Source organism: Streptomyces sp. SM10 (genome assembly GCF_002910915.1).
Lineage (GTDB): Bacteria > Actinomycetota > Actinomycetes > Streptomycetales > Streptomycetaceae > Streptomyces.
The window spans coordinates 1-14,025 of record NZ_NEUF01000036.1 but is presented as its reverse complement, the minus strand read 5'-3'; the positions used below and the strand labels follow the sequence as shown (position 1 = coordinate 14,025).

Annotated in this window: 13 protein-coding genes and 1 tRNA gene; 4 read left to right on the top strand and 10 right to left on the bottom strand. The window is 70.6% G+C overall.

Going from position 1 to position 14,025, the window contains the following annotated elements; translation table 11 throughout:
- Nucleotides 1–31: 31 nt before the first annotated feature.
- From pth to B9S57_RS03120, 6 genes are all read right to left on the bottom strand, one after another.
- The gene (gene pth / locus B9S57_RS03145) at nucleotides 32–625 is read right to left on the bottom strand and encodes an aminoacyl-tRNA hydrolase (protein WP_103513998.1); all 594 of its coding nucleotides are present in this window, start codon (nucleotides 623–625) and stop codon (nucleotides 32–34) included.
- A 123-nt stretch (nucleotides 626–748) separates the two neighbouring features.
- On the bottom strand, nucleotides 749–1,327 hold the full coding sequence (locus B9S57_RS03140; RefSeq protein ID WP_103513997.1) for a 50S ribosomal protein L25/general stress protein Ctc: 579 nt from the start codon (nucleotides 1,325–1,327) through the stop codon (nucleotides 749–751).
- A gap of 227 nt (nucleotides 1,328–1,554) precedes the next feature.
- Nucleotides 1,555–2,532: a ribose-phosphate diphosphokinase gene (locus B9S57_RS03135; protein WP_033301367.1), complete on the bottom strand. Its 978-nt coding sequence runs from the start codon at nucleotides 2,530–2,532 to the stop codon at nucleotides 1,555–1,557.
- 119 nt (nucleotides 2,533–2,651) lie between these two features.
- Nucleotides 2,652–4,100, bottom strand: a complete 1,449-nt coding sequence (gene glmU / locus B9S57_RS03130; protein WP_103513996.1) for a bifunctional UDP-N-acetylglucosamine diphosphorylase/glucosamine-1-phosphate N-acetyltransferase GlmU — start codon at nucleotides 4,098–4,100, stop codon at nucleotides 2,652–2,654.
- A 108-nt stretch (nucleotides 4,101–4,208) separates the two neighbouring features.
- A tRNA-Gln gene (locus tag B9S57_RS03125) sits at nucleotides 4,209–4,280 on the bottom strand.
- A 17-nt stretch (nucleotides 4,281–4,297) separates the two neighbouring features.
- Nucleotides 4,298–4,666, bottom strand: a complete 369-nt coding sequence (locus B9S57_RS03120) for a hypothetical protein (protein ID WP_103513995.1) — start codon at nucleotides 4,664–4,666, stop codon at nucleotides 4,298–4,300.
- Between the two features lie 155 nt (nucleotides 4,667–4,821).
- Here B9S57_RS03120 and B9S57_RS03115 point away from each other — a divergent pair, with 155 nt between their 5' ends.
- The gene (locus B9S57_RS03115; RefSeq protein WP_103513994.1) at nucleotides 4,822–6,138 is read left to right on the top strand and encodes a sensor histidine kinase; all 1,317 of its coding nucleotides are present in this window, start codon (nucleotides 4,822–4,824) and stop codon (nucleotides 6,136–6,138) included.
- Between the two features lie 36 nt (nucleotides 6,139–6,174).
- Here the strand turns inward: B9S57_RS03115 and B9S57_RS03110 are convergent, their stop codons facing one another.
- Nucleotides 6,175–6,693, bottom strand: coding sequence for an SUKH-3 domain-containing protein (locus tag B9S57_RS03110; protein ID WP_103513993.1), 519 nt, complete (start codon nucleotides 6,691–6,693; stop codon nucleotides 6,175–6,177).
- A gap of 10 nt (nucleotides 6,694–6,703) precedes the next feature.
- The gene (locus tag B9S57_RS03105) at nucleotides 6,704–7,225 is read right to left on the bottom strand and encodes a YwqJ-related putative deaminase (RefSeq protein WP_103513992.1); all 522 of its coding nucleotides are present in this window, start codon (nucleotides 7,223–7,225) and stop codon (nucleotides 6,704–6,706) included.
- Nucleotides 7,226–7,462: 237 nt separating this feature from the next.
- On the opposite strand from B9S57_RS03105, the gene B9S57_RS03100 reads away from it, so the two are divergent.
- From B9S57_RS03100 to B9S57_RS03090, 3 genes are all read left to right on the top strand, one after another.
- A complete protein-coding gene (locus tag B9S57_RS03100; protein WP_103513991.1) occupies nucleotides 7,463–8,440 on the top strand; it encodes an SMI1/KNR4 family protein in 978 nt (325 codons plus the stop codon).
- A 5-nt stretch (nucleotides 8,441–8,445) separates the two neighbouring features.
- Nucleotides 8,446–10,950 carry an SUKH-4 family immunity protein gene (locus tag B9S57_RS03095; protein WP_374935908.1) on the top strand — a complete coding sequence of 835 codons (2,505 nt, stop codon included), beginning with the start codon at nucleotides 8,446–8,448 and terminating at the stop codon, nucleotides 10,948–10,950.
- Between the two features lie 203 nt (nucleotides 10,951–11,153).
- Entirely contained in the window at nucleotides 11,154–12,053 is a 900-nt protein-coding gene (locus B9S57_RS03090; RefSeq protein ID WP_103513989.1) for a cellulose-binding protein, read from the top strand.
- Between the two features lie 25 nt (nucleotides 12,054–12,078).
- Here the strand turns inward: B9S57_RS03090 and B9S57_RS03085 are convergent, their stop codons facing one another.
- Complete coding sequence (locus tag B9S57_RS03085) at nucleotides 12,079–13,656, bottom strand: cation acetate symporter (protein ID WP_258036190.1); 1,578 nt, start codon at nucleotides 13,654–13,656, stop codon at nucleotides 12,079–12,081.
- 26 nt (nucleotides 13,657–13,682) lie between these two features.
- The coding region (locus tag B9S57_RS03080; protein WP_103513987.1) for a DUF485 domain-containing protein at nucleotides 13,683–14,025 on the bottom strand (343 nt) is incomplete at its 5' end.

Sequence of the window (14,025 nt, the reverse complement as noted above, 5' to 3'; positions counted from 1 at the left end):
GCCGAAAAACACCCAAGAAGCAGCACGAATGTCAGGAGTTGTACGCGGACTGAGCCCGCTCCAGCCCCTCCGCCAGCAACGACTCCACCGCATCCGCCGACCGGTCCACCAGATACGCCAGCTCCTTGCGCTCGGCGGACGAGAAATCCTTCAGCACGAAATCGGCGACCTGCATCCGCCCCGGCGGCCGCCCGATCCCGAACCGCACCCGGTGGTAGTCCGGACCCATCGCCTTCGTCATCGACTTCAGCCCGTTGTGCCCGTTGTCGCCACCACCCAGCTTCAGCCGCAGCATCCCGAAATCGATGTCCAGCTCGTCATGCACCGCCACGACGTGATCCAACGGCACCTTGTAGAAGTCACGCAACGCCGTGACCGGCCCGCCGGACAGATTCATGTACGACATCGGCTTCGCCAGCACCACCCGCCGGCTCCCGGGCCCCGGAGGCCCCACCCGGCCCTCCACCACCTGCGCCTGCGCCTTCTGCGCCCGCTTGAACTTCCCGCCGATACGTTCCGCCAGCAGATCGGCCACCATGAAACCGACGTTGTGCCGATTCGCCGCATAGTCGGGACCGGGATTGCCCAGGCCCACGATCAGCCAGGGGTCGGTGACGTCGGACATCGCGCTGAGTCTCCTCGGGTACGGGCGAGCGGCCGTGAACAGGCCCCTGGATACAGGCAAACGGGGCGGCGGCACCCCCGGAAGGGAACCGCCACCCCGTCAGTGAAGCAGGTGGGGCGAGGATCAGGCCTCGGCCGGAGCCTCCTCCGCGGGGGCCTCCTCGACCTGAGCCGCGACGACCTGGAGCACGACGGCGTCCTCGTCACCGGCGAGCACGGAGCCCTTCGGCAGCGGGATGTCCTTCGCCAGGATCGAGTCACCGGCGTCCAGACCCGCGATCGAGACCGTGACGGACTCGGGGATGTGGGTGGCCTCGGCCTCGACGAGCAGGGTGTTCTGCACGTACTCCAGCAGGTTGCCGCCCGGGGCCAGGTCACCGTCGACGTGAACCGCGATCTCGACCTCGACCTTCTCGCCGCGCTTCACGGTGAGGAGGTCGACGTGCTCGATGTTGCCCTTGATGGCGTTGCGCTGGACGGCCTTCGGGATGACCAGGGCGTCCTTGCCGTCGATCTCGAGACCGATGAGGACGTTGGCGGTACGGAGCGCGAGCTGCAGCGCGTGGGCCGGCAGGTTGACGTGAACCGACTCGGCACCGTGGCCGTAGACGACCCCGGGAACCAGGTTGGCGCGACGGGTACGGCGGGCAGCGCCCTTGCCGAACTCCGTGCGGACCGTTGCGTCGAGCTTGATCTCAGCCATGCTGCACTCCTCGTAAGGTGACGAAAAACCGATGGTCACCCGGCCCACGAAAGGCCTGCTACGAAGAGCACGTCGATAACGGACCACCGATTCCCATGACCAGCATGAGAACGGCCTCCCTCGCCGAGCAACTCGCAGAGTCTACCCGGCGGGGAGGCCGTACCCAAAGTCGATCACCCGCAGGAGGTCACCCGGAGATCGTCCAGGAAGCGGTCACCCGAAGGTGATCACTCCTGCTCCTCGAAGAGGCTCGTCACCGAACCGTCCTCGAAGACCTCACGGACCGCACGCGCGATCGTCGGCGCGATGGACAGCACCGTGATCTTGTCGATCTCCAGCTCACCCGGCGTCGGCAGCGTGTCCGTGAACACGAACTCGCTCACCTTGGAGTTCTTCAGGCGGTCGGCGGCGGGACCCGAGAGCACCCCGTGCGTCGCCGTCACTATGACGTCCTCGGCACCGTGCGCGAACAGCGCGTCCGCAGCGGCACAGATCGTGCCACCCGTGTCGATCATGTCGTCGACCAGGACACACACCCGGCCCTCGACGTTGCCCACGACCTCGTGGACGCTGACCTGGTTCGGAACGTCCTTGTCACGACGCTTGTGGACGATCGCCAGCGGGGCGTCCAGCCGGTCGCACCAGCGGTCCGCCACACGCACACGGCCGGCGTCCGGCGACACGATCGTCAACTTCGACCGGTCCACCTTCGCACCGACGTAGTCCGCCAGGATCGGCAGCGCGAACAGGTGGTCCACCGGGCCGTCGAAGAAGCCCTGGATCTGGTCCGTGTGCAGATCGACGGTGAGGATGCGGTCCGCACCCGCCGTCTTCATCAGGTCCGCGACCATACGGGCCGAGATCGGCTCACGGCCACGGTGCTTCTTGTCCTGACGGGCGTAACCGTAGAACGGCACGATCACCGTGATGGACCGCGCCGAGGCGCGCTTCAGCGCGTCCAGCATGATCAGCTGCTCCATGATCCACTTGTTGATCGGAGCCGTGTGGCTCTGGATCAGGAAGCAGTCGGCGCCGCGAGCGGACTCCTGGAAACGCACGTAGATCTCACCGTTGGCGAAATCGAAGGCCTTCGTCGGCACGAGGCCGACACCCAGTTGATGTGCGACCTCCTCGGCCAGCTCGGGGTGGGCGCGGCCGGAGAAGAACATCAGTTTCTTCTCGCCGGTCGTCTTGATCCCGGTCACAGCACAGTCTCCTCAGACGTGTATCTGGCACCGCGCGCATGTGTCCCGATGTGCGACGAGCCAGCCGAAATGGGTGAGCATCTATCACGGTACGCCGCCTTCGGCGCACCTGTTTCCGGTCAGCTTTCGCCGTCGGACTCCTGGACGGCAGCCTGGGCGGCCTGCGCCGCGGCGCTCCCGGGACGCTTCCGGGCCACCCAGCCCTCGATATTCCGCTGCTGGCCCCGGGCCACGGCCAGTGAACCGGGCGGTACGTCCTTGGTGATGACCGAACCCGCAGCCGTGTAAACGCCGTCCCCGACCGTGACAGGCGCCACAAACATATTGTCCGACCCGGTCCGGCAGTGCGAACCGATCGTGGTGTGGTGCTTGGCCACCCCGTCGTAGTTCACGAAGACGCTCGCCGCACCGATGTTGGTGTGGTCACCGATCGTCGCGTCCCCGACGTAGCTCAGGTGCGGCACCTTCGTGCCCTCACCGATCACCGCGTTCTTCATCTCGACGTACGTACCGGCCTTGGCCTTCGCACCCAGCCGCGTACCCGGACGCAGATACGCGAACGGGCCCGCGGTCGCCCCGGGGCCCACCTCGGCGCCGTCCGCGACCGTGTTGTCCAGCCGGGCGCCCGCGTGGACCACGGTGTCCTTCAGACGGGAGTTCGGGCCCACCTCGGCGTCCTCGGCGAGATGCGTCGACCCCAGCAGCTGGGTCCCCGGGTGCACGACCGCGTCACGCTCGTACGTCACCGTCGCGTCGATCAGCGTCGACGCCGGGTCCACGACCGTCACGCCCGCCAGCATCGCGCGCTCCAGCAGCCGCTCGTTGAGCAGGCGCCGCGCCTCCGCCAGCTGGAGCCGGTTGTTGATGCCCAGGATCTCCCGGTGGTCGCCCGTGACCGAGGCGCCGACGCGGTGCCCCTCCCCGCGCAGGATCGACAGCACGTCGGTGAGGTACTCCTCGCCCTGGCTGTTGTCCGTACGCACCTTGCCGAGGGCCTCGCTCAGCAGCCGGCCGTCGAAGGCGAAGACCCCGGAGTTGATCTCACGGATCGCGCGCTGGGCGTCGGTGGCGTCCTTGTGCTCGACGATCTGGGTGACCGCCCCGGTGGACGCGTCGCGGACGATCCGGCCGTAGCCGGTCGCGTCCGGGACCTCCGCGGTCAGCACCGTGACGGCGTTCGCGTCGGTGCCGTGGGTGGAGGCCAGTGCGGAGAGGGTCTCGCCGGAGAGCAGCGGGGTGTCCCCGCACACGACGATGACGGTGCCGTCGACGGTGCCGCCGAGCTCCTCCAGCGCCATCCGCACGGCGTGTCCGGTGCCGTTCTGCTCTGCCTGGTAGGCGGTGCGTACGGGAGTGTCCCCGGTGGAGAGGTGCGCGGTGACCTGCTCGCCCGCGTGGCCGACGACCACGACGAGGTGCTCGGGGGTGAGCTCACGGGAGGCGGCGACGACATGTCCGACGAGCGAGCGCCCGGCGATCTCGTGCAGGACCTTGGGGGTCTTCGACTTCATGCGGGTGCCCTCACCCGCTGCGAGGACGACGACGGCGGCCGGGCGGTTGGCGCTCACGGATGTGCCCTTCGGCTTCGGGTGGTGGACACCCGCAGGATACCGGGGGCGTTTACGCCCGAAACGAGCGCGGGCCCCGACCGGTGAGGTCGGGGCCCGGGTGTGCAGCTCCCCCACCAGGACTTGAACCCGGACAAATAGCACCAAAAGCTACTGTGCTGCCAATTACACCATGGGGGAACGAAACGGGCATTCCTCTAGTCCGCTCGATTCGCACCCAACACTATGCCGTACCAGGCGCCCTCTACGCGACGGTAGAGCTCCGCGCCTTTCAGAACTCGGACCACGAGGCAACCCTGGTAGCCCTCCCCTGTGTTCTTCCGGTTCGTCTTCGGGGAGTGCCTTTTGAGCGAGGTCTTGCCGAACGCCGAGGGTGCGGCGCCTGTGAGTTCGGCCCAGTAACGCTCCGGGGCGGGCTCGCCCTGGAGGAGTCGGTTCAGGATGTCGTTGTTGAAGACCTTCAGGCGGTCTCTGATCTGCCGCACGCTGAGCCCCTCCCGCCGCAGCGCGACCGCCTTCTCGCGCAGGCCCTCGAAGTCCGCGTGCTTGCCGTTGGCATGTGTCATGCGGACAGCCTTGTCCGGAATGCGGACGTCCAGGTCGAAAGAATGCTCGGTCCACCGGATCGTGCGATCTACGCATGCTTGCGGTGTGACCAGTCATTTTCTGTGCTGATGGAGTCTCCGGAAAAAGACATGCGCCCGCCCGTAGGCTGGATGCCATGACCGCAACGGGGGCAGACCGGGAAGCGGCGGGACCGACCACCCGCGGCTACTGGTGGTGGGAGCGGCGGCGCAGTGCCGCCCTGGACGTGGGACTGGCGCTGGTCTCGGCGCTGGAGTGTGCGCTGGAGGGGGTGGAGTTCGCCGGGGACACCGGGCTGCCGGTGCCGCTCGGGGTGCTCTTCGGGCTGCTGGCGGGTTCGGTTCTGGTGGTGCGCAGACGGTGGCCGATCGCCGTGGTGCTGGTGTCGATAGCGACGACGCCCGCCGAGATGGGCTTCCTGATGGGGATCGTCGGGCTGTACACCCTGGCGGCTTCCGAGGTGCCGCGCAGGATCACGATCGTGCTGACGGGGATGACGCTGGTCGGCACCTTCATCGTGTCGTACGTACGGCTGCGGCAGAGCGTGGACGCCGATGCCGACTTCGGGCCGGGTGTCTGGTACGTCCCGGTGGTGTCCCTCTTCATGTCGCTGGGGCTGACGGCACCGTCGGCGATCTTCGGTCTCTACGTCGGGGCCAGGCGCAGGCTGATGGAGAGCCTGCGGGAGCGCGCGGACTCGCTGGAGCGGGAGCTGTCGCTGCTCGCGGACCGGGCGGAGGAGCGGGCCGAGTGGGCGCGTACGGAGGAGCGGACCCGGATCGCGCGGGAGATGCACGACGTGGTGGCGCACCGGGTGAGTCTGATGGTGGTGCACGCGGCGGCGTTGCAGGCGGTGGCTCCGAAGGATCCGGCGAAGGCGGTGCGCAACGCGGCGCTGGTGGGGGACATGGGCCGGCAGGCGCTGACGGAGCTGCGGGAGATGCTCGGGGTGCTGCGGAGCGGGGACGCTCCGGTGGCGCCGCGGCCGGGGCAGGTGCCGCTCGCGTCCGTGGGGCGGGCGGCGGCCGTCGCGGTGGCTGCCGCGGCGGAGGACGGGCCCCGGTTGTGCGAGGTGGAGGCGCTGGTGGCGCAGTCCCGTGAGGCGGGGATGACCGTGGAGCTGTCGGTGGAGGGGGAGCTGCGTCCGTACGCGCCTGAGGTGGAGCAGACGGCGTACCGGGTGGTGCAGGAGGCGTTGACGAACGTGCACAAGCACGCGGCGGGTGCGAAGACGTGGGTGCGGCTGGCGCATCGGGGGGTGGAGGTGGCGATGCAGGTGGAGAACGGTCCGACGGACGGTGTGACGGCGGATGCGGGGCTGCCGAGCGGTGGAAACGGTCTGGTGGGGATGCGGGAGCGGGTGCTGGGGCTCGGGGGTGTGTTCGTGTCGGGTCCGACGGACGCGGGGGGTTTCCGGGTGTCGGCGGTGCTGCCGGACGGCGGGACGGCGTAGGGCGCCCCGGTTCGCTGTTCCGGCCGGTCGCGTTGTTCAGCCCGAGGTGAGGCGTGAGGGCTGTGCGCCGGTCATGAGGGTTTCGAGCGCGCGGTCGATGTCGGAGCCGAGGTACCAGTCGCCGGTGTGGTCGATGGAGTAGACGCGTCCTTCGTTGTCGATGGCGAGGACGGCCTGTCCGTCGCCTTCTTCGCCGAGGGGTGCCACTTCGGTGGCGAGGGCGCGTCCGAGGTCGCCGAGTGTGCGGGCGAGGTGGAGTCCGCTGATCGGGTCGATGCGCACGGTGGCGGTGGCGATCTGCCGGCCGGGTGCGGGGGAGGTGAGGGTGAGGCCGCCGAATTCCGCCCAGGCTTCGACCGCGGCAGGGAAGACGGCGTGCTGGTGTCCGGCGGGGGAGGCGTGGGAGCGGAGGGCGTCGGCCCATTCCTCGGCCTGGCGGATGTCCCAGCGTCCGGGTTGCCATCCGGCGTCGCGGAGTGCGGCGTCGACGGCGACGGGGAAGCGGGTGGTGGAGGTGCGGCTCTGTTGGGCCGGTACGTCGGTCCGGTTGTGCATGGTGGTGTGCTCAGCCCTTCTCGGCGGTGGTCGCCGCACCTGTGGTGAGGTCGACGGGGCGTACGCCGAAGTGGGCGAGCATCGCCGTGCAGGAGCGGCAGGGGGGTGCGTAGCTGCCGTGGAGGGGGTCGCCGTCCTCGCGGATGCGGCGGGCGGTGATGCGGGCGTGTTTGAGTGCGCGGCGGGCCTCACCGTTGGTGAGGGGTTTTCGCTGGGCCCGTTTGGACCGGCTGTCGTCGGCCGCGGTGAGCTGGCGTGACAGGAGTATGGCTTCGGGGCAGCGGCCGGTGAAGCGTTCGCGCTGGTTGCTGGTGAGGGCGTCGAGGAAGTCCTGCACGAGGGGGTGGAGGACGGGTGGCTGGTCGCCCTTGCCGGCGGTGCAGGTGAGTGTCTCCCCGCGGACGGACAGCGCTGCGGCCACCGCGGGCAGGATGCCGTCGCGGCGGTGGTGGAGACGGGGTGCGCGGTGGGGCTCGGTGGTGCTCCAACTGAGTCGCGGATCTCCGGATGTGACTGGTTGTGCTGTGTGCATGGCGCTGGTGTCCCTCCCTGCAATCCCCCGAGTTGCGGGGGACAGCCTGCCAAATATGCAGGGTGCTGCGGAAGCTGGGTCGGTGAAACGTGTCTGCGTGTCGCGGCTCGGTGTCTTGGTTGTCGCGTGTCCGTCACGCGGTGGTGACGTTCGGTGAGTGGGGTGCGGGGGCGGGGGGCTTTGTCGCGTCACCGCATAGGCTGTGCGGAACACCGGACGCAGCAGGGGGCAACCGCCATGACGACAGGTCGGCTCGGGCAGCAAGCCGCGCCACCGAACGCGGCCTATGCCGGGCAGGTCGTTCACTTCCCGGATCCAGTCCGGGCGTCCCGCCACCCTAGAGGTGTGCGCGTGGACGAGAACGGCTATCCGGTGCTTTCGCCGTACGCGCGTGCGGCGGCGGAGATCGCGGATCCTCCTCCGGGGTTCGGTGTCGACGAGTTGCGGCTGACGGATTACGTGTCGGCGAACGCGGCGCTGGCGGCGGACGGTCATGAGCTGTGGGACACGATTCCCGCGGTGGCGACTCCGCACGGCTGGACGTGGCATCACGTGGCGGGTGGCCGGCGGATGGAGCTGGTGCCGGTCGAGGTGAAGGCGTTGTTGCGTCATCACGGTGGCCTGGCGACGACTCCGGTGGATCAGGACCGTCGGGGGACGCGGCCGCTGCAGGAGACGCGGCCCGCTCATTTCCGGCTGCCGAAGGGTTCTGTGGCGGTGGGTGAGCAGCAGATCCTGGGGGTCGAGGAGGATCTGGGGTATCGGCTTCCGGGGGCGTACCGGTCGTTCCTGAAGGCGGCGGGTGGTTCGGCTCCGGTGGGTGCGGCGTTGGATGCGGAGCTGGGTCTGCTGGTGGACCAGCCGTTCTTCACCGTGCGTGAGGAAGCCGCGATGAACGACCTGGTGTATGTGAACAAGTGTCTGCGGGATCACTTCACGAAGGATTTCCTGGGTGTGGGTTTCGTCCAGGGCGGCATCCTGGCGGTGAAGGTCCGGGGTGAGGGTGTGGGGTCGGTGTGGTTCTGTGCGTTCGACGACGCGCGGGATCAGGACGGCTGGGGTGTGCAGGAGCGGGTGGATCGGCTCCTGTTGCCGTGCGGTGAGGATTTCGATGCTTTCCTGCAGCGTCTGGCGGGTAATCCGCCGGAGCTGGAGACGGTGGCGAACCTGATGGTGGACGGTGGCTTCGCGCGGGCCGTCCCGGTGGAGGGGTGAGCGCGGTGGTGACCTTCGCGCAGGCGCAGGAGCGGGCGGACGAGTGGGTCAACGGTGATGTGCCCGCGTATCAGCACCGTGAGGTCCGGGTCCGTGAGTTCGAGCTGGGTTTCGTGGTGTGGGCCGAGGACCGGGCCGAGGGGCCCGTGTCGGACGGTGGCCGTCAGCGGCTGGTGATCGCCCGGGACAGTGGCGAGGCGACGTTGTGGCCGGGGCTGCCGGTGGGTGAGGTGATACGGCGCTACGAGGAGGATTACGGGGTGTCGGCGGAGGCGCCGTCCGCTCCGGAGCCGCCGCAGCGTATCGATCTGAATCAGACGTCGTTCCTGTTGACGCCGCCGGAGTGGCTCCAGGAGGCGGCGGACAAGCTGGGGATTCCGGACCGGCGGGCGGATTCGGATGCGCCGCCGGCGGATTCCGTGCCGTCGTCGTCCTCGTCGGCTGCGTCGTCCCCTGTTGATCCGTCCGCCCCGTCCGTTCCTGTGCCCGCGGCCGATGCGGGTGCCGCGTGGCCGGCTGCCGGTGGGCAGCAGGACCACGAGCCGACGGCGAACGACGGGGTGCCGGCCGGGGGGACTCCCTGGGCGGGTACGGACGTGAACGCGGAGGGTGACGAGGGCGGGGTGGCGCTGCCGGCGACGGTGTTCGCGCCGCCGCTCTCGGGTTCGGACGACGACGGGACTCCGCCGCCGGTCGTTCCGGCGGAGGCTCCTACGGCGCTGATGTCGGGTGGCAGTGCGCTGCCGGCGACGGCGGTCGTTCCGGGGCTGGATCCGCAGGCGCCGGCTCCTGGGTCGGTGGCTCCCGCCGGTCCTTCGGCTCCGGCTCCCGGGGTGCCCGGTGCGGGGTCCGGGGCGCAGGACATCGCCGATGCGGCGACGAGCAAGGCCGTTGTTCCGCCGCGGGGTGCGCGGGGAGTGGGGCCGACGACTCCGCCGCCTCCCGGGGCGCCCGGTACGCCGGGGGTGCGGCCGGGGACTGCTCCGCCGTCGGGGCCGGGTGCGCCGGGTGCTCCTGCGGGCGGTTATGTGCCGACGCAGATGGTTTCCCAGCTCGGTCCTCCCGGGGCGACGCCGTCTCCGGGTGTGCCGGGGCCTCCTGGGCCTCCTGGGCCTCCTGGTCCGCCTCCGGGTGCGACGCCGCCTCCGGGTGGCGGGGTGCATCATGCGGCGACGATGTTCGCCGATGCGAGCATCGGTGGTCCGAACGCTCCGCGTCCGCCGGGGCCTCCTGGTCCTCCGGGGCCTCCGGGTGCGCCGGGTGGTCAGGGTGCGGTGCCGCCGCCTCCGCCCGGCTCCACGCCGCCTCCGGGCGCTCCTGCTCCTCCTGGGCCTCCTGGTCCGCCTCCGGGTGCGACGCCGCCTCAGGGCGGCGGGGTGCACCATGCGGCGACGATGCTGGCGGGGCCGGGTCAGGCCGGCCCGGGTGCGCCGGGGCCGCCCGGTCCTCCGGCGCCTCCCGGTCCTCCCGGGACGCCGGGTCCGCAGACCCCGCCGCCGCCTTCGGGGGCGTACGGCTATCCGCAGCAGCCGGTGGGGCAGCCGACGGTGGGCCCCGGCTATCAGGCGGTGCTGCGTTTCCGTGCGCCCGATGGCAGTGAGCAGCAGCTGATCCGGCGTTCGGCGCCGGGTACGCCGCATCCGGAGTGGCAGATGCTGCATGAGCTGCGGGCGATGAACGTGCCGCCGCAGCAGGTGATCGAGCTGCACACGGAGCTGGAGTCGTGTGAGCTGCCGGGTGGTTACTGTGCGCGGATGATCAGGGAGACCTGGCCGCAGGTCCGGATCACGAGTGTGGCGCCGTACGGGACGGATCACGCGAGCCGGCAGCAGGGCATGCAGCATCTGCTGACGCATCAGGGTGAGTTGCACCAGGTGGCGGACGGTCCGGCGCGGCCGGCTCCGGTGCGTGCGCCGTTGCCGCAGGTGCCGCCTGCTCCGGTGGTGCCTCCGGAGGCGCTGGCGGAGGAGTTGCACGGGGCGTTCGGTCCCGGTGTGCTGCGTTTCGACCAGCGGGCGGTGTCCCGTCAGGGTGTGCCCGAGGTGGTGGCGCGGACGCTGGTGTGGGCGGGACTGCCCGCTGATTTCGGGCCGTTCTTCTGGGCGCAGCCGGGTCATCCGGTGGTGCCGACGCTGGCGGAGCTGGCGGCGCAGCGTCAGGTGCAGGCGGCGTCGGACGCGGGTTCGTATCTGGTGATGGGCTCGGACTTCGGCCGGGCGATCTGTGTGCAGTACGGCACGGCGAACATCGTGGCCGTGCCGGTGGAGGCGGGTCCGGGTGGTCAGCCGGTGCCGCCGCAGTTCGTGAACACGGGGCTGCCCGAGTTCGTGCGGTCGATGGCGTTGCTGGGCCGGATGTGGCGTCTGCGGTACGGGTTGAATCCGGAGCAGGCGGGGCGTTGGACGGTCGATTTCCAGGCGCAGCTGGTGGCGGTGGATCCGGCGGCGCTGGCGTCGCCGGAGAGCTGGTGGGCGGTTCTGCTGGAGCAGATGTGGGACGGGCTGTTGTGACCGTGTCCGATCGGTTCTGATCTGTTGTGAAGGAGAGGCGCTCGTCCCCTGGTGGGGCGGGCGCCTTTTCTGTGCGGTTCTGTGATGCGGATCGCTTCCGTCCTGAATGCGGCTGATCGATTCCGACTTCAGGGCGAATTACCGCATCCTTGACGTATTGCTGCACGGTCGGGGCGTCGGAGAGCGGGAAGAGGGCTTCAGGGATGAGTGGTGGACCGGTGTCCGCGCACGGTTTCGTCGGTGTACGGGGGCGTGGTTACCGTCCTGAACAGGTGGACCGGACGGTGGCCTCGCTCTCGGACGAGCGGGACGCGGCCCTGGAGCGGCTGTCCCGGCTATCGGTGATGGCCGAGGAGCTGGCGGCGGAGTCGGCGCGGCTGGGCGAGGTGGTGGCCTCGCTCGCGCCGCAGACGTATCAGTCCCTGGGGGAGCGGGCGCAGCTGATTCTGGGGCTCGCGGAGGCCGAGGCGGAGGCGGCCGGGGGTGCGGCGCAGGAGGAGGCTCAGGCCCTGCGGGACGCGGCGGACGCGGCGGGCCGGGAGGTGCGTGAGGCGGCGCGTGAGCAGGCGGGTGCGGTGCGGGCCGCGGCGAACGCGCGTGCGGAGGAGGAGCTGGCCGCGGCGAGGGGTGCGGCCGGGGAGCTGGTGGAGGAGGCGCGTCGGGACGCCGGTGAGGCGCGGGCGGCCGCGGACGCGGAGATGGCGGAGACGCGCCGGCGTACGGCGGGTGTGCTGGCGCATCAGGAGCAGGAGCATGCCGAGCGGGGGAAGGCGGCGGATGCGGAGATCGCCGGGGCCGAGGCCGCCGCTTCGGAGTACGAGTCGGGGCTGGTGGCCCGCGGGGAGGCGTTGCTCGCCTCGGCCCGGCGGGAGCTGGCGGAGACCGAGGAGGCGGCCCGGCACGGCCAGGAGGACGCGGACGCGCGGGCAGCGGAGCTGTTGTCGGAGGCGGGGGCGGCTCGGGACCGTGTCGTGCGGGAGACGGAGCGGGTGCTGCGGGAGCACGAGGAGGGCCGCGAGGAGGTGCAGGCGCACATGACGCACGTACGCAATTCGCTGGCCGCGCTGACGGGGCGTGCGGTGGCGGGGCCCGCGGGGGAGTGAGGCGTGCGGCCCGGGGGCGGGCCGGTCAGCGGCGTCCGGCGGGTGGGGCCCCCGCGAGGATCCAGGGTTCGACTGCCTCGTAGCGGCGGCGTTGTCCGGTGGGGTCCTTGTCCCGTCCGTGGATGCTGCCCAGCCAGCCGGCCAGGAAGCCGAAGGGGATGGAGACCAGGCCGGTCGTGGTGAGCGGGAACCAGTTGAAGTCGCGGTGGGGGAAGACCGATCCGGGGGAGCCGGAGACGAGATCGGTGCCCGTGATGAGGACGAGGACGCAGGTGGTGCCGCCGATCAGGGTGCAGAGCAGTCCGGTGCGGGTGAAGCGGCGCCAGAACATGCTGTAGACGAGTGCCGGGGCGATGGCGGACGCGCCGATGCAGAAGGAGAGGGCCACCAGGGCCTGGACGTTCCAGTGGCGGGCGAGGACGGCGAGGGTGACGGCGAGTGCCCCGACTCCGACGGCCGCGCCCTGGGCCGTGGCCATCTCGGTGCGGCTGCTCATCTGCCCGTGGGTACGCAGACCGTGTGCGAAGAGGTCGTGGGCGAGGGAGTTGGCGCAGGCCAGGATCATTCCGGCGACGGAGGCGAGCAGGGTCAGGAAGATCGCCGTGGTCATGGTGGTGACGACGAGTGCTCCGATCTCGCCGCCGCCCGCGACGGCGCCGGTGACCTGGAGGATCGCACTGTTGCCCTGGGCTCCGGCGGCGGTGATGCGGTCGTGTCCGACGAGGGCGGCGGCTCCGAATCCGGTGACGGCGAGGAGGAGGCAGAGGCCGACGACGACGCAGACGGCCCAGGAGAGGGAGCGGCGGACCGCCCGTGCGCTGCGGACGCTGGTCATCCGCATGGTGATGTGGGGCAGGCAGGCGCCGCCGAGCACGACGGTCAGTTCGGAGCTGATCATGTCGAGGTCGTTGCCGCCGAACTGGAGTCCGGAGCGCAGGTAGGCGGCGCCCGCTCCGCTGCCCGTCCCGGCGGCGTGGAGGAGGGCGCCGGTGTCCCAGTCGAAGCGGTCGAGGACGAGGACGGAGACGAGGAGGCCCGCGCCGAGGAGGGCGACGGTCTTGATGATCTGGATCAGGGCGGTGCCCTTCATCCCGCCGATGGCCGCGTAACCGATCATGACGACGCCGAGGGCGATGATGGATCCGGTGCGGAATCCGGAGCTGTCGAAGCCGAGGACGAAGGCGAGCAGGCTGCCGCTGCCGGCGAGCTGGACGACCATCAGCGGCAGCAGGGCGGCGAGGGTGACGGCGCAGGAGGCGATGCGGGCGGCCCGGCCCGGGGTGCGCCGGGTGAGCATGTCGCCCATGGTGAACCGGCCCGCGTTGCGCAGGGGTTCGGCGAGCAGGAACATCAGCAGGACCAGGGAGAGTGCCGTGCTGAGGGCGAGTACGAGGCCGTCGTGGCCGGTGAGGGCGATGACTCCGGTGGTGCCGAGGACGGTGGCGGCGGAGAGGTAGTCGCCGGCGATGGCGAGGCCGCTCCGTAGGGGTGAGAGCGAGCGGTAGCCGGTGTAGAACGCGTCGAGGTCGTCGCGGTCGGGTCCGGTCATGACGCAGAGCAGCAGGGTGATGCTGGCGACGGCGATGAACGCGGTGAGGGACATCGTCCTGGCGGACTCGTCGAATACGTTCACCGGGCGGTTCCCGTCCCGGGGTCCCCGGCCGGCGTTCGGGCCGTGCCGTGGTGGTGGTGGCGGCCCGCCCGGTCGCGGAGTCCTGCGCTGAGCGGGTCGACGGTGCGGTGGGCGGTCCATTCGTAGACGGCGACGGCGGCGAGCGTGACGGGGAGCTGGCACAGGCCGAGGAGCAGGCCGGTGGTGAGTCCGCCGTCACCGACGGGGCGGGTCATCAGGGACGGGGCGTATCCGGACAGCAGGAGGAACAGGGTGAAGTAGCCGAGTGCGGTGAGGGTCGAGACGCGCCGCAGCAGGCGGTAGGCGGTGCGCAGCCGCCGCAGGTCGCTGTGGTGCCCG